19 protein-coding genes are annotated in these 18,931 nt (G+C 61.2%); 11 read left to right on the top strand and 8 right to left on the bottom strand.

From position 1 onward, the window contains the following. Positions 1-145: 145 nt before the first annotated feature. The gene (locus DK391_RS20420; RefSeq protein ID WP_109479794.1) at positions 146-1,072 is read right to left on the bottom strand and encodes a glyoxylate/hydroxypyruvate reductase A; all 927 of its coding nucleotides are present in this window, start codon (positions 1,070-1,072) and stop codon (positions 146-148) included. Positions 1,073-1,075: 3 nt separating this feature from the next. Then, the gene (locus tag DK391_RS20425) at positions 1,076-1,972 is read right to left on the bottom strand and encodes a GNAT family N-acetyltransferase (protein ID WP_109479795.1); all 897 of its coding nucleotides are present in this window, start codon (positions 1,970-1,972) and stop codon (positions 1,076-1,078) included. 487 nt (positions 1,973-2,459) lie between these two features. Between DK391_RS20425 and DK391_RS20430 the strand changes: the two genes are divergently transcribed. The 3 genes from DK391_RS20430 to DK391_RS44930 all read left to right on the top strand — a co-directional run bounded on the left by DK391_RS20430 (position 2,460) and on the right by DK391_RS44930 (position 4,362). Next, a complete protein-coding gene (locus tag DK391_RS20430) occupies positions 2,460-2,978 on the top strand; it encodes a phasin family protein (protein ID WP_109479796.1) in 519 nt (172 codons plus the stop codon). A gap of 179 nt (positions 2,979-3,157) precedes the next feature. Continuing rightward, positions 3,158-3,901 (top strand): acetoacetyl-CoA reductase, encoded by a 744-nt coding sequence (phbB, locus tag DK391_RS20435; RefSeq protein ID WP_109479797.1) that lies wholly within the window; start codon positions 3,158-3,160, stop codon positions 3,899-3,901. 302 nt (positions 3,902-4,203) lie between these two features. Beyond that, on the top strand, positions 4,204-4,362 hold the full coding sequence (locus tag DK391_RS44930; RefSeq protein WP_204117403.1) for a hypothetical protein: 159 nt from the start codon (positions 4,204-4,206) through the stop codon (positions 4,360-4,362). A gap of 95 nt (positions 4,363-4,457) precedes the next feature. Here the strand turns inward: DK391_RS44930 and DK391_RS20440 are convergent, their stop codons facing one another. Further along, positions 4,458-5,705, bottom strand: coding sequence for a LysR family transcriptional regulator (locus DK391_RS20440; protein ID WP_109479858.1), 1,248 nt, complete (start codon positions 5,703-5,705; stop codon positions 4,458-4,460). Between the two features lie 574 nt (positions 5,706-6,279). On the opposite strand from DK391_RS20440, the gene DK391_RS20445 reads away from it, so the two are divergent. The 4 genes from DK391_RS20445 to surE all read left to right on the top strand — a co-directional run bounded on the left by DK391_RS20445 (position 6,280) and on the right by surE (position 10,409). After that, positions 6,280-7,623, top strand: a complete 1,344-nt coding sequence (locus DK391_RS20445; RefSeq protein WP_109479798.1) for an MFS transporter — start codon at positions 6,280-6,282, stop codon at positions 7,621-7,623. 85 nt (positions 7,624-7,708) lie between these two features. Further along, on the top strand, positions 7,709-8,251 hold the full coding sequence (locus DK391_RS20450) for a hypothetical protein (protein ID WP_109479859.1): 543 nt from the start codon (positions 7,709-7,711) through the stop codon (positions 8,249-8,251). Positions 8,252-8,321: 70 nt separating this feature from the next. After that, on the top strand, positions 8,322-9,542 hold the full coding sequence (locus tag DK391_RS20455) for a porin (RefSeq protein ID WP_109479799.1): 1,221 nt from the start codon (positions 8,322-8,324) through the stop codon (positions 9,540-9,542). An 84-nt stretch (positions 9,543-9,626) separates the two neighbouring features. Then, complete coding sequence (surE, locus tag DK391_RS20460) at positions 9,627-10,409, top strand: 5'/3'-nucleotidase SurE (protein ID WP_109479800.1); 783 nt, start codon at positions 9,627-9,629, stop codon at positions 10,407-10,409. Positions 10,410-10,412: 3 nt separating this feature from the next. On the opposite strand, the gene DK391_RS20465 is transcribed toward surE, so the two are convergent. Next, complete coding sequence (locus tag DK391_RS20465; RefSeq protein ID WP_109479801.1) at positions 10,413-12,143, bottom strand: metallophosphoesterase family protein; 1,731 nt, start codon at positions 12,141-12,143, stop codon at positions 10,413-10,415. 490 nt (positions 12,144-12,633) lie between these two features. Between DK391_RS20465 and DK391_RS20470 the strand changes: the two genes are divergently transcribed. After that, positions 12,634-12,939: a hypothetical protein gene (locus tag DK391_RS20470; protein WP_109479860.1), complete on the top strand. Its 306-nt coding sequence runs from the start codon at positions 12,634-12,636 to the stop codon at positions 12,937-12,939. A gap of 49 nt (positions 12,940-12,988) precedes the next feature. Here the strand turns inward: DK391_RS20470 and DK391_RS20475 are convergent, their stop codons facing one another. Both DK391_RS20475 and DK391_RS20480 read right to left on the bottom strand, forming a co-directional pair. Further along, a complete protein-coding gene (locus tag DK391_RS20475; RefSeq protein ID WP_109479802.1) occupies positions 12,989-13,843 on the bottom strand; it encodes an alpha/beta fold hydrolase in 855 nt (284 codons plus the stop codon). After that, the gene (locus DK391_RS20480; RefSeq protein ID WP_109479803.1) at positions 13,821-14,036 is read right to left on the bottom strand and encodes a hypothetical protein; all 216 of its coding nucleotides are present in this window, start codon (positions 14,034-14,036) and stop codon (positions 13,821-13,823) included. Before DK391_RS20480 ends, DK391_RS20475 begins: the two co-directional genes overlap by 23 nt. Before the next feature lie 221 nt (positions 14,037-14,257). On the opposite strand from DK391_RS20480, the gene DK391_RS20485 reads away from it, so the two are divergent. Both DK391_RS20485 and DK391_RS20490 read left to right on the top strand, forming a co-directional pair. Continuing rightward, positions 14,258-15,022, top strand: coding sequence for a ParA family protein (locus tag DK391_RS20485; protein ID WP_109479804.1), 765 nt, complete (start codon positions 14,258-14,260; stop codon positions 15,020-15,022). A gap of 112 nt (positions 15,023-15,134) precedes the next feature. Beyond that, positions 15,135-15,863: an OmpW family outer membrane protein gene (locus DK391_RS20490; protein ID WP_109479805.1), complete on the top strand. Its 729-nt coding sequence runs from the start codon at positions 15,135-15,137 to the stop codon at positions 15,861-15,863. Positions 15,864-15,973: 110 nt separating this feature from the next. Here DK391_RS20490 and DK391_RS20495 read toward each other — a convergent pair whose 3' ends face one another. Both DK391_RS20495 and DK391_RS20500 read right to left on the bottom strand, forming a co-directional pair. Next, positions 15,974-16,393 carry a hypothetical protein gene (locus DK391_RS20495; protein WP_109479806.1) on the bottom strand — a complete coding sequence of 140 codons (420 nt, stop codon included), beginning with the start codon at positions 16,391-16,393 and terminating at the stop codon, positions 15,974-15,976. Between the two features lie 279 nt (positions 16,394-16,672). After that, positions 16,673-17,536: an AraC family transcriptional regulator gene (locus tag DK391_RS20500; protein WP_109479807.1), complete on the bottom strand. Its 864-nt coding sequence runs from the start codon at positions 17,534-17,536 to the stop codon at positions 16,673-16,675. 392 nt (positions 17,537-17,928) lie between these two features. Between DK391_RS20500 and DK391_RS20505 the strand changes: the two genes are divergently transcribed. Then, positions 17,929-18,891 carry an alpha/beta hydrolase gene (locus DK391_RS20505; protein ID WP_109479808.1) on the top strand — a complete coding sequence of 321 codons (963 nt, stop codon included), beginning with the start codon at positions 17,929-17,931 and terminating at the stop codon, positions 18,889-18,891. Positions 18,892-18,931 lie beyond the last annotated feature (40 nt).

An 18,931-nucleotide genomic window follows, 5' to 3' on the forward strand; every position in this document is an offset into this window, starting at 1 on the left:
GTTCAGCGGCTTTCTTTTGCCTACTTTTCTTTGCCGCGGCAAAGAAAAGTAGGTGCTGCCCCGCACAGGGGCGACGCGTGAAGTACCGACACCAAACCGCGGATGCCATCAACCCCAAAAAGGCGCAAAAGACAGCAAAAAAAACCTAATACCCGCGGCTGCGATCGATCTGACCAATCATCGGTACACCGTCCCGCCACCGGCGAATATTGTCCAGCACGACATCGACAGCTGTTTCGGGCCGAGTCGCGCTGGCAATATGAGGCGTAATCCTGACCCTCGGATGAGTCCAAAGAGGATGCGCCGCAGGCAAAGGCTCCGGATCCGTCACATCGAGAATGGCATTCAGCAATTGCCCGCTATCGAGCGCATCGAGCAGATCCTGCTGCACGACCTGCGGTCCACGCCCGACATTGATAAACGACGCCCCTTTCGGCAGCATGCCGAACACGCGCCCGTCGAGCATGCCGCGCGTGGCATCCGTCAACGGCAACAGGCAAATCAGCACGTCGGTGCGGGCGAGAAACGCATCGAGCGTATCGAGGCCGGCAAAGCACTCGACACCTTCAATCTGGTGCGCCGACCGGCTCCACCCGGCACACGGAAACCCAAACAGCCGCAAACGCTCCAGCACAGCCGTGCCGAGCATGCCGAGCCCCAGCACCCCGACGCGTCGTGTCGAAGCCGCCCGCACGGGCATCTCGCGCCACACGCGCTGTTGCTGCTGCAAGCCATAGTCGAACAGATCGCGATGAATGGTCAGCACCGCTTGCGTCACATACTCGACCATCCCCTCGACGATCCCCGGCTCCATCATCCGTACCACGGCGATGTGCGGCGGCACCCGCGTCAGATCGAACTGGTCGATGCCCGCGCCCACCGAAAAAATCACTTCGAGATTCGGCAGCGTGCGGGCGGGATCTTCGGGTGGCTGCCAGGCGGCCAGATAACGCACGTCCGCCGGATCGCCGATGTCCGGCCACAGTCGAAAGGGAATGTCGGGCGCCTTCTGCGCGAAGTGTTGTGCCCATTGCTTGCCGCGTTCGGGATCGGCCTTGTAGAGAAGCGTCATGATTTAACCGAGTGCCTGATTGACGATGGCGAACTGCCGGATGGAAGCGTCGCTGGCTGGGGTGCCGTTGCGGGACATCTTGACCACCGTGTCGACGCGTTTCATGCCCAGCGTTTCGAGCCAGGCCGACAGGCCGCTGTCGCCGGGTGTGTCGATGCGGGTGAATGCGCCCGCGTTCGCCGCGAGGCAAGCGGCGATCAAGGCCTGCGCACGGCGCGTGGCGTCGCCATCGACGTCATCCGGACCGGCCTCGACGACCACAGGGCCGATTGCATGGCCACGCCCAAACGGGCGCAGCAACGCAAAGCCGAGCACCTCGCCGTCGCGTTCGATCGCCATGCCTTGCGCCACGCCGAGCAACGCGGGCAGCAACGCGCCGCGGTCCAGTCCGCTCGCGCGTGTTGCGAGTTCGATCAGGCGGGGCGTGTCGGCCGATTGCAGCGGGCGCAGTTGCTCAGCCGCGTCGAGCGAAACCTGCGGCACATGAAAGTCCGCAGACTGATGCTGATGGATCGTGCCGATCGCACTGAAGCCGAGCTTTTCGTAAAGCGGCTGACCGGCTGGCGTGGCATGCAGCACCGTGATCCGCGAGCCGAGCGCGCCGAGCAGACACTCCATCAGTTCGCGGCCGATGCCACGGCCTTGCTGGTCCGGCGCGACGATCACCATGCCTAGCGACGCGCCGTGCTCTCCATACTGCCAGCACAGCCCCGTGCCGACGAGTCGACCCGCGTCCAGCGCGACGAAGCCGCTGCCTGCGTCGGCGACGAAGCGCCAATCGTCGGCGCGATGCGGCCATTTGACTTCGAGCGACAGCGCATGCGCAGCGGCGATGTCGTCGCGCGTGAAGGGCCGGAAGGTGACGGCAGCAGACGTGGAAAGCGGTTCGGGCGCAGACACGAAGGATTCCTCTGGCTGGGATACGTGCGCCACTCTGGCATGTGCGCCGCGCGATGGCTAGGACGATCCTGTTGCAAGGGGTGTCGCGTGTTGCGGCTGCCGCTACACGCGTGTGATGGGGAGATGCGCGGCGTGTTTGAAGCGCGTGAACCTGGCAGGGCGGCGAATTATCCGTATCGACAATCCGTACTTGTCGGATGAGGATCGCGCCATTCCCGATACTTACGGGATGCATCTTTAGTCGTCGGCTGAATCGTAATCAGCTTCGATTTACCCAATAGTTGGGATAAAGTGTTAAAAACATAGGGTAACTACCTACGGAACAATGGTTAATGATTGTCAAATGATGTGTTTAGAATGGCGCTTCTAATGGTGCTTCGCACAAAGAACGAACGGTTGCGAACATCCATGCTATTCGCATGACACGGTGCGGCCCCGCTGTGCATGTGGCAATAAGCTAATTAGTTTGACTAACGGAGTCACGTCAATGAACACTCGGAATTCCGTAGGTGTCATATCGGCGTGGGAGCCTGGCATCTCCGCTCTCCACGCCTGGGCCATTCCCGCTGTTCGGGAAGCGCAATCCATTGCAGCACTGAATTTACAGATGATCAGCCAGTTCAACGGCGAAGCATTGAAGGCACTGAGCACGATCGGCAGTGCTCGCAGCGTGACGGACGTGTTCGCTATCCAGTCGGATGCAGCGAATCAGTTTGTCGCGCTATGCGCGGCGTATGGCCAGCAGTTCGGCCAGATCGTGTCGCGCATGAACGTCGCGCTGCAGGAAGTCGGACAAACACAAGCGAAAACCAACGACCTCCATCTGCGCTCCGTCGTCGACACATTCCAGAGCCGCACGCAAGCGGCTGCATCGGCCGTGACCTCGGCTGTCGCGACGGCGCTCGGCGCCGCGTCGACGCCTGAAGCGCTCGCGCAGCAACAGACCGAAGACGCCATCGCGCACGCCGCGCGTCCCGGCACAGCGGTTGTCGATCAATTCACCTAAAGCACAGACATACGCCAGATTTCCACCGACACGCGACGCTGCATCGAATCGCGACACGCGCGCCGCAGCAGGCGGCGAGAGAAATGGATCAGTCGGGGAGACCAGTCAACGGCTGCACATGCGAACCAGCCAGTTGACGATCGGGAAGTTTCGCAATGAACGACTGACAGGTGTAAAGGATGACTAATCGAATTGCTGTGGTAACGGGCGGGAGGGGCGGATTGGGTGAGGCTATCAGCATCCGTCTGCACGACGCCGGCTATCGCGTGGTGGTGACATGCTCGCCGGGCAATACGTGCCAGGACGAATGGCTCGCCACGATGGAAGCCGCGGGCCGCGCGTTCTATGCCTATCCCGTCGATGTCGCCGATTACGACTCGTGTTACGCATGCATCGCGAAGATCACGGCAGAGATCGGTCCCGTCGACATCCTCGTCAACAATGCCGGCATCACGCGCGACATGACGCTGCGCAAGCTCGACAAGGTGAACTGGGATGCCGTCATGCGCACCAACCTGGACTCGGTCTTCAACATGACCAAGCCCGTGTGCGAAATGATGATGGAGCGCGGCTGGGGACGGGTGATCAATATCTCTTCGGTGAACGGCTCGAAGGGATCGGTGGGGCAGACCAACTACTCGGCAGCCAAAGCGGGCATGCACGGTTTCACGAAGGCGCTGGCGCTCGAAGTGGCGCGCAAGGGCGTGACTGTCAACACGATCTCGCCGGGTTATCTCGCCACGAAAATGGTCACGGCCATTCCGCAAGAGATTCTCGATACGAAGATCCTGCCGCAGATTCCCGCTGGCCGGCTCGGCAAGCCGGAAGAAGTGGCGGCGCTCGTGGCGTTCCTCTGCTCGGACGATGCGGGTTTCATTACGGGCGCAAACCTGGCCGTGAACGGCGGCCAGCATATGAACTGATTCTGGATCAACGCGATTCGCAAGAACATGGACCCGCTCACATACAGCCGATAACGGCGCAGGGTCCGACAAGGAAGAAGTGGTGGAGACAAAACAACAGTTGTATCAATGCCGGTGCACGAATCGGGTGGTGGTCGTGAACCGGACTTTTGGGCCGCGTACGCCTGCGGACCGCGATGCGGGCCGCTACCGCGAACTGGTTTTCGAGCAGTGCACCTATGCCGGCAGTTGTCCGAAGGCCGGTCAGTGCCCGCTCTAGAACTGCGTGCGAGGTACAGGCGTAGTTGCTACAGGGGATGGCAATGAACGAAACATGGATCGTGACTGCACTTGGAGCATCCGTGCTGTTGATTGCGTTGCTGTCGATGGTGCAGCATTACCGTCGCGAGCGTCTGCGCGCGGAGTTATTGAAGAACCTCGATCACCATAGCTGGTGCCGCTTCGCGCGCGCACGTCGTTGAATGATGTAGCCAGCGTGCGCCCTTGCGTTCTGCAAGGGCGCTTCAATCCAGGCATCTGTGCCGCGTGAGCGTGACCGGAAACGATCAGGCCGCGCTCATGCTTCCGCCATGCTGATCGCGCGCGTCACATCCACGACAGCAAGCCGGATCGCGTCGATCAACGCACGCGCCGCCGGTGACGGCGTGCCCGCTGCGCGCATCGTGAGGCCGATCTCGCGCCGTGTGTTGTGCAGCTTCACGTCGAGCACCACCAGTTCTCCCGACTGGCATTCGTAGTGCAACTGCTGCGCAGATAAGGCCGCGAGCATATCCGTGCCGAGCAGCAGGCCGCGAATCACGGCAAGGTCGGCCGTTTCGACGGATGGCATCGGCGGCTTCAGCTTCACGCGCCTGAACTGCGCTTCGAACAGGCCGCGCGCGGGTGCGTGGCTGCGCGGCACGATCCATTGCATGTCCTGCAGATCGGCGACGGTCAGGCCGCGTGCCTTCGCAAGAGGATGTGTGCGGCGCGCCAGCACGACCATGTCTTCCGACATCAGACGCTCGTTCATCAGGCCACTCGATGCATCGTTCTCGCGCAGCGCGCCGAGAATAAAGTCGATATCGCCGGCACGCAATGCGGCGACCAGCGTTTCGTACGCACTTTCATCAGTGATGATGCGCACGCCTGGATGCTTCGCGCTCATGCTCGCAATCGCTTTGGGCAGGATCAGCGTGCGTCCGAGCGGCAGCGCGCCGACCGTCACCGCGCCCTGAATGTAGCCGTGCAACGCGGCGATATCGTCGGGTACGTGGCGCAGTTCGTTCAATGCGCGGCGCACGTGCAGCAGGAAGGTTTCGCCTTCCGTGGTCAACAGGATGCCGCGCGGGCTGCGATGGAACAGTTGCAGCCCCGAGCCGCTTTCGAGCACGCGAATCGCGGTGCTCACCGCAGGCTGGCTGATGCCGAACGCCTTCGCCGCGCTCGGCATATGCCGATGCCGCGCGAGCGCCGTGAACAGTTGCAGCCGCCGCGTATTGAGCAGATACGCGGGCAACGAACCTTCGGCGGCAGGGCGGCGGCGCGCCTGACGCGCGGCGCACCATTGTGCGAGTTCTTCCAGTTCCGCGAAAAGCCGTTCGCAGCGATTCAGCACCGCGCGGCCGACGGGCGTCGGCAACATGCCCGAAGGCTTGCGATCGAATAGCGGCTCGCCGAGTGCCGCCTCGAGTTCCTGCACCGAGCGCGTCACAGCCGATTGCGCACGAAACAGTGCGGAAGCCGCACGCGTGGCGCTGCCCGTGTCGGCGACGAGTTTGAAGGCGCGCAACTGCGCGATGTTGAGCAGGTCTTTGCTGCTCACGCGATACACCGCTGGAAAGTGCGCACTGCCGTTGTCCCGTTCATGTGTTTCTGCTCATCGGCTGGTCAGTATAACGGCGCTATCGCTCGCGCTACAACGCTGTCACAGCGCATTGCGACTTGATTCGCTTGCCATCTGTTCTGTTTATCGGCGTGTGCGTCCGGCGATGCGTGAACGGGCATGCACGGCTGAGTGGATGCGTGCCGGAAGGCTTGATCTGGCGCGGCGCCGGGCACGATCGGATGCGCCTGAACGCCATGAACACGCCTGTCTTACCGATTCTGACCAGGCTTTCATGTGGTTTACCCGCACTACCTTGCAACTGGCGCGCTTCGCTATCTTCGTGTCCCAGGATGGTTGCGATTTCGGGAGCACGCGAGACAGCAGCCCGTCGGCCTATAAGCCAGCATGCGCAGCGAAACATCGGAAACGTTCGACACGACGCCACGGGTGCCAGAAGCGATGTAGCGAGCCACGCAGCTGACGCTTCCGTCGTCGTTTTTCTCCTTCGCCACAACAAGACCCCGGCTTCGACAGAAGCCCCGGGGCGGGGAACCTTTTTTCGGAGACTTGTATGAAACCTGCAGAATCAGTCGACATCAAGGCGTTTATCGACGCACGCAAGATGTCGGCGTACCAGTGGCTCGTGCTTGTACTGTGCTTCTGGATCGTCACCATGGACGGGCTGGACACGGCTGTGATGGGCTTCGTTGCGGCCGTCATCATGCACGACTGGAGCGTGAGCCGTGCGGCCTTCGGCCCGGTGATGAGCGCGGCGATGGTCGGTCTCGCGGTCGGCGCGCTGGTCGCCGGGCCGATGGCCGACCGCGTTGGACGCAAGAAGGTGTTGATCGGCTCGGTGTTCTGCTTTGGCCTTTTCAGCCTGCTGTGCGCGTTCGCGGAGACGCCTACTGCGCTCGTGATGCTGCGCTTTCTCACGGGCCTCGGCCTCGGTGCCGCGATGCCGAACTCGACCACGCTGCTCTCCGAGTACGTGCCGTCGCGCAGCCGTTCGCTGCTGCTGACCATCATGTTTACCGGCTTTAATTTCGGCTCGGGCGCAGGCGGCTTTATCGCCGCGTGGCTGATTCCGCATTTCGGCTGGCGCGCGGTGTTCATGTTCGGCGGCATTCTGCCTGTCGTCAGCGTGCCGCTGCTGCTGTGGCTGCTGCCTGAATCGGCACGTCTGCTGCTGGTGCGCAAGGCCACCACGGAGCGCATTGCGCGCACGCTGGGCCGCGTTTGCGGACACCGTTTCGACGACGACGTGCGTTTCACCGCACCCGAACCTGTTGTCGCGGCCAAAGCGCCCGTGCGCATGCTGTTCGCCGACGGCTACGCCATGAGCACGCTGATGCTGTGGGTCACGTACTTCATGGGCCTGTTGATCATCTATCTGCTGACGGGCTGGTTGCCCACGCTCATCAAGGATGCAGGCCTGCCTGTCGAACGCGCTGCTGCCATCACGGGGATGTTCCAGCTGGGCGGCACGGTCGGTGCCGTGGCAGTCGGCTTCGCAATGGACCGCATGGACCGCAATTCGGTGATCGGCGTCTCGTATCTGCTGGGCGGCGTGTTCATCTTCGCGCTCGGCATGGGCACGCTCAAATCGGGCGTGCTGCCGGTACTGGTCGCGTGTGCAGGCTTCTTCATGAGCGGCGCGCAAACGGGCCTCAATGCACTCGCACCGTCTTGCTATCCGACACGTGCACGCGCCACGGGCGTGAGCTGGATGCTGGGCTTTGGACGGCTGGGCGGCATTCTCGGCTCGCTCGTGGGCGGTGCATTGCTGTCGCTCGGCTTTAGCTTCGAGGCGGTGTGCTCGGTGCTCGCGGTGCCTGCCGTGATCGCTGCCATCGCGATCGTGATGAACCGCTTTGCGTTGCGCTTCATTACGAGTCCCGTCGCGGACGTCTGAACGAAGTTTGAATACTGCGCCGATGGTCATGTGCCATCGGCTCGTGCAGCACATTCAGCGCTATATCGACATGAGGGGACTTGAGATGAGCGGCAATTTCAGCATCGGTGGAAAGCAGATGGGCGGCAATGCGGCGCTGGACGTGTCAGCGTGGCCGGACTTTGCAGCCATGCTTCGCGCGGGCGTTGCAGGAGGACTGCTAGGCGCCATGATCATCTGGATTTACGAGGCGGTCGTGTGGGTTGGCATTCAGCATCTGAAGCCGCTCACAGGCATTCCGCGCAATGCGACAGGCCTCGTTTTTGGCAAGGCCGTGCAGGAATCGATTGGCGTGTGGGCGTATATCGTCGGCACATGCATTCACTTTGTCTTCGCGATTGCATGGGGCGTGCTGTTCGCAGCCGTGTGGCCTTACTTCAAACGGCGCGGCTACGAAGCCACCTTTGTCGCGCTCTTTTATGCCGTGCTCGCGTGGATCGCGATGCACGTCGCCATCATCATCGCATCGGATAACCACCCTGATTACACGAATCCGAATGTCGTGATCGGCGGCTTCATGTCGCACTTCTTCTTTACCGTGCCGCTCGCCTTGACGATCAAGCGGAAGCTGAGCGAGTACACAACCTAAACACAACACAAGCCGCGCAATTCAAAGAACTTAAACAGCAGCAACAACAGCAAGGATGGAGGTCATAAGAATGAAGAGGAGTACCCGCAGCGTGAAAGCAGTGGCAATCGGGGTTGCGTTGGCTGGCAGTGCGCCGGCGTTCGCGCAAAGCAGTGTGACGCTCTACGGTATTGTCGATAACGGGCTGGCGTATCAAAGCAGTTCGACTTCGCTTGGATCGACGAGCAATGGCCATTCCGCCGTGAAGATGACGCCGGGCGTATGGGCAGGCAGCCGCTTCGGCCTGAAAGGCGGCGAAGATCTCGGCGGCGGCACCAAGGCGATCTTTCAACTGGAGTCAGGCTTCAATTCATCGACGGGCGCGCAGCAGTACACCAACGCGATGTTCGGGCGTCTTGCGTATGTCGGCGTGACGAACCCGACTTACGGTACGTTCACGGCGGGCCGCCAGTACGCGTCGTATTACCAGTTGCTGTCGCCGTATAGCCCGACGACGTGGATCACCGGCTTTTACGGCGCGCACCCTGGCGATATCGACGGACTCGACACGATCTATCGCGCGAACAACACGCTCGAATATACGTCGCCGAAGCTGTATGGTCTGACGGTGAGCGGCTCGTATTCGCTCGGCGGTGTGGCGGGCAGCGTGAACCAGGGTTCGACATGGGCCACGGCGATCCAGTACGCGCTCGGCCCGATCGGGCTTGCAGTGGGCTTCTCGCGCATCAACAACTCGACGTCCGGCGGCGGCGCGTGGGGCGCGGATTCGACCACCACCAACGGCGGCTCGCAGATCGGCGTATCCGCGCTGACGAACGGCTACCAGACGGCGCAGGCGCAGCAGCGTTTCGCGGTCGGCGGCGGCTATACGTTCAACAGCGCGTGGGACATCACCGCGACGTATTCGAACGTGCAGTACATCCCTGGCATCAATTCGAAGTTCCACGATACGGCGATCTTCAACACAGGCGGTGCGGTGTTGCACTGGAAGCCGACCGTGGTGTGGGATTTTGCAGCGGGCTACAGCTACACGCGTGCCACGCGTGCGAACGGCATTACGGATAGCGCGTCGTATCAGCAGTTCAACCTCTCGCAGTACTACTCGCTGTCCAAACGCACGGGTCTGTATGCTCTCGAAGCGTATCAGCGCGCGAACGGCAAGACGCTCGGCACGAATGGCGCGGGGCAGATCATCGATGCAACCGCGAGCATCGGCGATGGTTTCAATTCGACGCCGGCATCGTCGGCCAGCCAGTTTGCTTTCGGCCTGGGTGTGATTCACCGCTTCTGATGTGATGATCAAAGCTGAACGGGCGGCGTCCGTTCAGCTTGTGGTAGCGTAACGGCATCCCTCCGTTACCGATACCTTCACGTCATGTCCGCCTCTTTCCGCAAAGTCCCCCGCGTTCTCCTCACCAACGACGATGGCATCGATGCCCCTGGCCTCGCCGTGCTCGAAGCCGTCGCCGCCGAACTCGCCGATGAAGTCTGGGTCGTCGCGCCCGAGCACGATCAGAGCGGCACCTCGCATTCGATCAGCCTGCATTCGCCGTTGCGTGTGAGCCGTCAGGGCGAGCGCCGCTTCGGCGTAGTGGGCACGCCGGGCGATTGCGTCGTGATGGCAGCGCGTCATCTGATGCGCGACACGCCGCCTACGTGGGTTCTCTCCGGCATCAATCGTGGCGGCAACCTCGGTGTCGAGACGATGTTCTCCGGCACTGTCGGCGCAGCGATGACAGGGCTGCTACTCGGGCTGCCGTCGATTGCATTGAGCCAGACCTTCAAGGACCGCGAGAAAGTGCGCTGGGATACGGCACGCGCGCTCGCACCCGGCGTGATCCACCAGTTGTTCGCCATCGAGCACGACGCACCCGTTTGCCTGAACGTCAATTTCCCCGATATCGATGCTGCGAAGGCGGGACCGCTGACGCCGACGAAGCAGGGCGTTGGTCTGGTGGAAGGCATCGACGTGCTGCCGCAAGTCGACCCGCGCGGCCTCGAGTATCACTGGCTGCGCTTTCAGCGCGGTCCGCGCGAGAACGCGCCCGATAGCGAAACGGCTGTAGTCGCATCGGGACGCGTGTCGGTGACGCCGCTTTACTTCGACCGCACTGACGAAAACACCTACGCGAAGCTGGCGGCGTCGCTGCGAACCTGATGCTCAACCGCGCCGGTGCTTCGACAGCGTGATCGTCTCGAACAGTTCGTAGTTCGCGGTGGGCGTCTGATCCGCACCGGGCGCGTGATAGTAGTTCATCGTGATAGTGGTCTTGCCGCCATGCGAGCCGGGATCGTAGTCGAACACGGCGATGCCGTAACCCGTGCCCGTATCGCGCTGTGCTGACCAGATGGCATCTTCTAGCGCATCGGCGTTGGCGCGCGTGAAGGTGCCTGCCGTCGTGCCGGGAATCGGCCGGTTCGGCTTGGTGAAGATCTTCGCCTGCGGATTGCCGTTGCCCGTATCGACGCCATACACGTCGAGCGGCGCGCTCGTGCCGCCGCCGCCGAGAATCAGGTGGATCGTGCCGTGACTCGTGTCGAACGTGTTGCCGTTGCTCGCGTGCGCATGCACTACCGGCTTCGGCTGCAGCGTGTCGACTTTCTCGCCCGTGGTCGCGTCGATGCCCGCATGATGGTTGCAGCCGCGCACAGGGTAGCTGCGTTCGTAGTCGTGATCGTGGCCGCATAGCACGAGGTCCACGCCATAGCGGTCGAAGAGGGGCAGCCACGCTTCGCGGATACCCTTGTCGGAGCCATTGCCCGTCTTCGACGAACTCAGCGCGTCCTGATGCATCTGCACGACGATCCAGTCGATGTCGTCGTTATCGGCGGCATGGCGCAGCGTGGTTTCGAGCCAGTGCGTCTGCTCGCCGTTGCTGTAGCCGCGCACATAGAACGACGTGCCCGGCGCGATGGCGGGATTGCCCGTGCTGGCGGCAGGGACGAGCGGTGCAGGACCGGCGACAAAAGCGGCTGCGTCCTGATAGACGATGTCGTCGGCATCGAGCGAAATGAACAGCACCGAACTCACGCGGAAGCTATACCAGCGGCCCGGAAAACGCGTGCCGTTATGCGGCAACGTGTAGCGGGTCAGATACGAATCGAAGCCCTGCGGGCCATTGTTGAATTCGATTTCGTGATTGCCGGGGCACGGCATCCACGGACGGTTTGCCGCCGAAGATTGAGCGTTGTTGCCGAAATCGCGCCACACTTCAGGCTGTTGCGTCGGGTTCAGGTTCGCGTAGCAGAGGTCGCCGTTCAGCAGGTGAAAGAGCGGCTGAAAGCGCTCGACGGCCTGCACCGCAAAGCGGCTTTGCGGCGATGACAGCACCCAGCCGGTGTTGGGCGTCGCGAGATCGCCATAGCTCGTGAAGCGGAATGCCGTGCGACCGCGCGGCGCCGTCCTGAACGTTGCGGAGAACGGCGAGCCTGTGCTGCTGTCGTTATCGGCGGTGACTTCGTATTGATAGGTTGTGTCCGCCTTCAGGCCATGCAGACGCGCGTGATAGGTGAACACTACTTCGCCGTTCAGACCGTCCGTGTATGTGCGCTGCACGGCATGCACGATGTCCTTTTTGTCGCCCGTAGCGCCGAAGCGCACGCGCGGATTCGAGGCGGCCGCCAGCGATGCCCACGACACCACCACCTCACTGGTGGGATCTTCACCCCACGTCAGATGGACCTGCTCGGGCGTGCCGTCGGGCGTTGCAGAATCGGCCCGCGCTGCGCCCGCGAAAGTGCCGGCTGCCGTCGCAAAGCCCGACGCGCCCGCGAGCTTCAGAAAGCCGCGGCGCGAGAAGGTGGTGGACTGCGTGCTCGATGAAGCTTGTGAAGCAGGTTGCGTGTTGTCCGGTTCGTCCGGTGTCGTATCGGGGGCGTTTTTGTTCGACATGTCGTTTGTTCTCGCGTTGGAAGGCAGACGACGCACGAAGGCGCAGCGGCGCGGGGGCGTCGACGCTGGAAAGGAATGGAAAGGAAACGTCATTCCGGGCAACACGATATTCCCAAAGGTGTTACCTCCCTGTGACAGCGTGCTCACGGTGCATGCACAGGGTCTCCATGCGTGAGCCGATGTCGTGTTGTGTGATAGACGATTGATGCGCGCATGTTTTCATCGCGGGCGCATAACGCATGGGCGGCGCAAGTGTTGTATCGGCGCACAGGCCGAAAGGCAATTGAACGGCAGCGTTACACCTTGTCCCATGCATGCGTGCATCGCGCGGCAGGATTCACGTTTGCTTACACACGCACACATATTTGCGGTGCGATTTGCATAGAGTGTCCCCCGAGAGCTAAAGCTGGGAGGACATGATGAAAGCAACGATCGCTGCGAAGATTTCCGTGCATCCGTATCGGCACACACGAGTCGGGCAACGTCGATGATGGGCGCACCCAATGAGCATCTGGATGACGAGGACGTGACCGTCAGCGTCGAGGCAGCGCCGTCGTCGAAGGGTATCTGCGTGACGGTGCAGACGAACGGCAGGTCGATGTCCGCCGAATATAGCGAACTCACCGGGCAACTGTGTCTGAGGCAGAACGGCGCGATGGTGCAGGAGTGGTTCCCGCCGCATTCGTGGTTTGCGATTGCATCGGTGGCGGGCGCGAGCAGCTGGGGCACGCAACCGAGTGCCGAAGATCTGCACGCATTGATCCGCAACGAATTGATGAGCAGGCGCGGCGTGTGAGCGCGCGCCGCAAAGCGTGGTTGATGGTTGCGATGCGTGCGTGATGCGCTCAGTCCGCGTGCATCCCGCGCATCACCTGTTGCCACTGCGCGTCATGCATCGTATCGAACCAGTTCTCGTGATCCGCGTCGGGCAGCAGCACGAGTTGCGCGCCGCGATGCATGTCCGCGAGGCGCTGCGCATGGGCGACGGGAATCAGCGTATCCCGCTGCGCACCGACTACCACGAGCGGTCCTTCATAGCGCTTGAGTGCGTCGATGGAATCGAACGGATCGTGCAGCATCCAGCGCACGGGAAATAGCCAGTATTTTTCACCCGCGACGCTGGCGAGCGTGTCCCATGGCGTGATGAGCGCGACGCCCGCAACGGCGTCTTCGTTGTTCCTGACGGCTTGCGACGCCATGCCCGCGCCGAGCGATTCGCCGACCAGATAGACGCGCCCGTGCCATTGCGCGCGCGCCGCGGTCAATGCCTCGCGCGATGCCGCGAGCGCCGCCAGCATGGTGCGCTGTCCACCGCGCTGGCCTTGCCCCGGATATTCGACGATCACCACGCGATACCCATCGCGCGCGAACACTTCTGCAAGCGGCAGCTTGTTCTCGGCGACTTCCTCATTGCCGTGAAACACGATGAACGTGCCGCGCGGCGTGCCGGCAGCGGGCGTGACGACATAGCCTGCATACTGCCCCTCAGGGCGCCACGGCTCGACGTCGTAGCTGCCGTGATGGCCCGCGAGCGAATGGCCGGCATCGACGGGCTCGGGCAGCAGCATGCTGTCCTGCATCAGATACAGCGCGATCAGCACGGCCACATAGACGGCCAGCGCGGCACCGATGCCGTAGACGAGGATCGACACACCCGTCGTGGCGGGTGGCCTGGCATTACGCGTGTGCGTGGCGGTCATCGGTCAGTGCTTTCAGGCGCGCATCGCCGGCGTCTTTTGCGGCGGCGCGGGTCGAGTATTTTTCATCGGAGACGAGGGCGCGCTTCACTTCGCGTGCACCGAAATCGACCAGTGCGATCACCCAAACGTAATCGCCTGCCTGTTCAGCCGTTTGCACGAAGGCGCGCAGGTCGCCTGTTTCATCTGCTTTCATCATGACCTCCTGAAGACAGTTGGCGCGAAGGTTCGCGCCCATCCAGTATCACAGATGCCCGGTGTTGCGCGGGTGTTCTGCGACACGCCTGAAACGATTCTAGGCGAAGTCGTCGCGTCGTACGAATGGACGGACGCGGCGCCTTTTATGGCGCACACGGCCCGGTAATCTGGCTGAGGTATGCTGGCTGTTTTCAGGCAATTGACAGCAAGAGGGGACATATGCGGCGCGTCGTATTCAATCAGAAAGGTGGTGTCGGCAAATCGACCATCGTATGCAATCTGGCGGCGATCAGCGCCAGCGAAGGCTTGCGTACGCTCGTCATCGATCTGGATGCGCAAGGCAATTCGAGCCAGTATCTGCTCGGCTCGCGGGCAGGCGAAGCGAACCCGACGGTCGCCAGTTTCTTCGAAACGGCATTGACGTTCAGCTTCAAGCCGATCGACGTGACCTCGTTCATTCATCCGACGCCCTTCGAGAACCTGGACATCATGCCCGCGCATGCCGATCTCGATGCGTTGCACGGCAAGCTCGAATCGCGCTACAAGATCTACAAGCTGCGCGATGCGCTCAACGAACTGGACATGTACGACGCGATCTACATCGACACGCCGCCTGCGCTGAACTTCTACACACGTTCTGCGCTGATCGCGGTCGAGCGCTGCCTGATTCCGTTCGACTGCGACGACTTCTCGCGTCGCGCGCTTTATACGCTGCTCGATAACGTGCGTGAGATCCAGCAGGACCATAACGATGCGCTGCATGTCGAGGGCATCGTGATCAACCAGTTCCAGCCGCGTGCGAGCCTGCCGCAGCAACTGGTCGACGAACTGGTCAGCGAAGGGCTGCCCGTGCTTGGTTCGAGACTGTCGTCATCGGTCAAGATCAAGGAATCGCATCAGCATTCCAAGCCCGTGATCCACCTCGATCCGCGCCACAAGCTCGCGCAAGAGTATCTGGCGCTGCATCGCGAACTGGCCGGCTAGCCGCGTCAATCCTTACGAATTTCCAGAGACAACTCACCAGACTCGGCATATCGATTAGCACGATCGTACGCATAGAATCGCCTCCAGACCCACACAACAAAGGAGGAGATCGATGAGGCCATTGCGTGCCATCGCCATTGCGGCCGCGCTTCTGACGGGCACGGCCGCGCATGCGCAGAGCGCAGGCAGTTTCGTCGCGAACGTCGGCTGGTTCCATCTGGCGCCGCAGTCGTCGAGCCAGCCGTTCAGTATCAATGCGCTGGGATCGACGACGACGGCAAGCGGATCGGGCGCGAGCGTCGACGGGTCGGATACGGTTGGCTTGACGGCGGCGTACTTCGTCACCGATCACATCGCCGTGGAGGGCGTGTTCGGCATACCGCCAAAATTCACACTGGATGGCACGGGCACGCTCGCAGGGCTCGGCGAACTGGGCAAGGCATATGAGTGGAGCCCGACGCTATTGCTGAAGTACTACTTCAACGATGCGCAAGCTCATTTCCGCCCATACCTCGGTGCGGGCGCGGCCTATGTCTGGTATAGCGGCGTGAAGCTGAGTTCGGCGATGTCGAGCGGCGCGTTTCTCTATTCATCGACGACGGGCAGTCTGCTCGAAGGTCCGACATCGGCGAAGCTCAGCAATTCGTTTGCGCCTGTGATCAATGCGGGCTTTACGTATAACTTCGATAAGCACTGGTCAGCGGGCGTATCGCTGTCCTATATGTGGCTCTCGACGCGCGCGACGCTCACCACGCATTCGAGCGTCGGCACTGTGACGAGCACGTCGAAACTGCACATAGATCCTATCGTGTCATTCGTTTCAGTCGGGTATCGCTTCTGACGTTTTCGCTGTAGATGTTCTCTGTTGTTCTTCTTCGCAGTTCTTCAAAAAAGGCAACCGGAGGCCCGTCGCAAGACGGGCCTTTGGCTTTTCCGAAGAGCGGGTAAGCGTCAGTAGTCGTCGACGAGAGCGTTATTCAGGCCAAATGTTTTGAGTACATCGAGCGCACGTTCGGAGACGACGAGCCGCGAATCGTCCGCGACGCCGAGATCATTGCGTCCCGCCTTCCCTGTGACGGCCAGCCAGTGAAATTCCGGCAATATCCGCTCGGGATAAATCTCTTTAAAGGAGTCGCTCACGGTTATTTCAACGTCGCGGCATTCGAATCCGCTTGCGCCGGATTCATGCAGCGCACGGGCCGCTTCACGCGTGATGATCAGCGCAGGGAAACTCTCCAGTAATGCATCGCCCAGCCAGTTGATGACCTGGTAGTGCAGTTTGATGACGGTTGGCGGATGGACGGTTGAATCCAGCACGGTATCTTTTCCAAGGCCGCCAGCGACTTCGGGCTCGACATAGTAAAACGCCATACGTATTGAGATCGGAAAGATCGCTAGTTTTGGCTCACATTCCGGTTATAGCATAATGCCGATGAGAAATATTTTCTCGATGCGAAAGGCAATGTAATAACGCGGTGCATTCTGGAAATATTACGCATCGGGCATAAAGGCGTATTTCGGAATTACCGCTTGCGCCGTTAAACGTCTGTTTGATGGGCTGTTTGATATGTTGTTTGACGCCAGATCGTTAAATATGACGAAGCACACATTCTCTTTTGTCGGAGGAGAGAACGGCGCACCGAACCGCGCTTATTCCAGATTGCCTTGATCGGACTTTCTCATGCGTAGCGGCGTGATGCCGCGGCGCTCGGAGAAGATGCCTGTCATATGCTGCTGCGAAGAAAACCCGCACGCAAAGGCGATCTCCGAGATGGGCGTATCGGATTCGCGGAGCATCTGCGACGCAAGCTCAACGCGCTTCTCCACGACCATGTGATAGAGCGAATACCCCGTGCGGTTCTTCACGCTATCGGCGATAAGACGCACGGGCAACCCGACTGCCTGGGCGATTTCAGCGACCGTCAGGCTCTCCGCGATGTTGGAGAGAATGAACGCTTCCATCCGTGCAAACTCGGCATTCGACATCGCGATCTTGCGTGCCTTGTCGGGCCGTTCGAGTTGCCGCGTGGTTTCGATATAGGCGAGTGTCGCGAGACTTTGCGCTTCCCATGGATCGAGTAATTGCGCGCCGCTCAGCTTTTGCCGCGCGTAACGCGCGAGATGCGCGATGGCCTGTGCGCCGATGTTGTCGATGCTGCCGTTGCGTCTGAGCAATTGCGAGTCGTGCTCGGAGACGTTCTGCTGAAAGTCGTCCGAATAGCGAAACGCGATAAAGCGTTGCCGCACTTCGCGTGCATCGATTCTCATGCGGCTGCCCTTCGGATGGAACGCCGATGTTTCGCCACGGAAAATATGCGCGCTTGGCCGTGCGTCGTCGTAGCGCGTATCGGACACGATATCGCCGAGCAGCAGGCAGACCACGTCGGCCGTATTCACCAGATCCAGCAGATACGGACCAGATTTCGACACACAATAATCAATGCCGCTTGCGCAACTCACGATGCGGAACTGTTCGATTCCGCTAGCGGGATGCTGCGAGGCGTCTGCACTCATGCTTGTCTCCGTTGCCCCTTTTTGTGGGGCTATGCCGCATCGGTCCGGCGCGCCAGCGGCTGATGCTTTCCATGAAGGCGCGCGGATCCCAAAAAGTATAAACGAGCTATGCGATCGCGCTGCGTGACCGCCTTTCATTTCGCCAACACGGACGGTCCAGCGATGTTCTGCAGGAATCTGTAATGGCGAAAAAATCTGCAAGACGCGCGATTTCATCGCCACTAATCTTGCCCATAAGCCCGCTGCAACACGGCTGCGACGCCTGACACAAGGCGCAGAGGCGGATCAGCACGGGCGCGATGACCGTAATACGGGATTATTGTAATCCGGACATCTGCATCCTTGTACAGCGGTGCAAACACCAACACAGACGAGACATATCAGGAGGCGAAATGACTGAAGTGCGCAGTGAACCGCGTCCCACCGACTATCTGGGCGAAATCTATGCGACCTGGGCAGCCGAGATGACGCGCTACCCGGACATGTCGCTCGAGCTGCTGCGCATCATCTTCGATGACTGGCAGCGCGCAACGGTCGAACCGGATGGCGTGACGTACGCCATGTCACGCGTGGGCAATGTCCCCGGCATGTGGGTGACGCCGGTCGATGCAAAAACGGATCACGTGCTGCTGTTTTTGCACGGCGGCGGCTTTGCGCTGGGTTCGTCGGCGAGTCACCGCAAGATGGTGGGGCATCTGGCGAAGGCGATTGGCGTGAAGGCGTTCATCGTCGACTTTCGTCTCGCGCCCGAATCTCCGTTCCCGGCGCAACTGGACGATGGCGCGGCTGTGTTCGAAGGGCTGCTTCAGGCGGGCTATGCGCCGTCGCAGATCACGCCCGTTGGCGACAGTGCAGGCGGCAATCTCGCCGTCAGCCTCGTGCTGCAACGCATGCGTGAGCGCCGTCCGTTGCCGGAGCGGGTTGTCGTGATGTCGCCGTGGCTGAACATGGAAAACAACGGCGCGACCATCGACAGCAACGATCCCACCGATTTCCTCATCACGCGCGCCGGCCTGCAGGCCAACATCGATCGCTATCTGGGCGGCAAGGTGTCGCCGCGAGACCCGCGCGTCAATCCGCTCTACGCGGATTTCACCGGCTTTCCGCGCCTGTATATCGATGCCGGCTCCGTCGAGTCGCTGCTCGACGACAGCGTTCAGCTCGAAGCCCGCGCGCGGCGCGCGCATGTCGATGTGACGCTGACAGTCGGCGAAGGCATGCAGCACGTCTATCCGTTTCTCGCGGGACGCCATCCCGCTGCCGATGCGGAGATCGCTGCGATTGCGCAGTGGTTCTGGAAAGACCCGCAAACCGCACAGCAAACAGAAGCAAGCAGCACACGCATTCCGGCTTGAGCCGAACGCACACAACACCATTCATGGAAGGAGATAGACA

The sequence above is a fragment of the Paraburkholderia sp. C35 genome (assembly GCF_003121405.1).
In the GTDB taxonomy this organism is placed as follows: domain Bacteria; phylum Pseudomonadota; class Gammaproteobacteria; order Burkholderiales; family Burkholderiaceae; genus Paraburkholderia.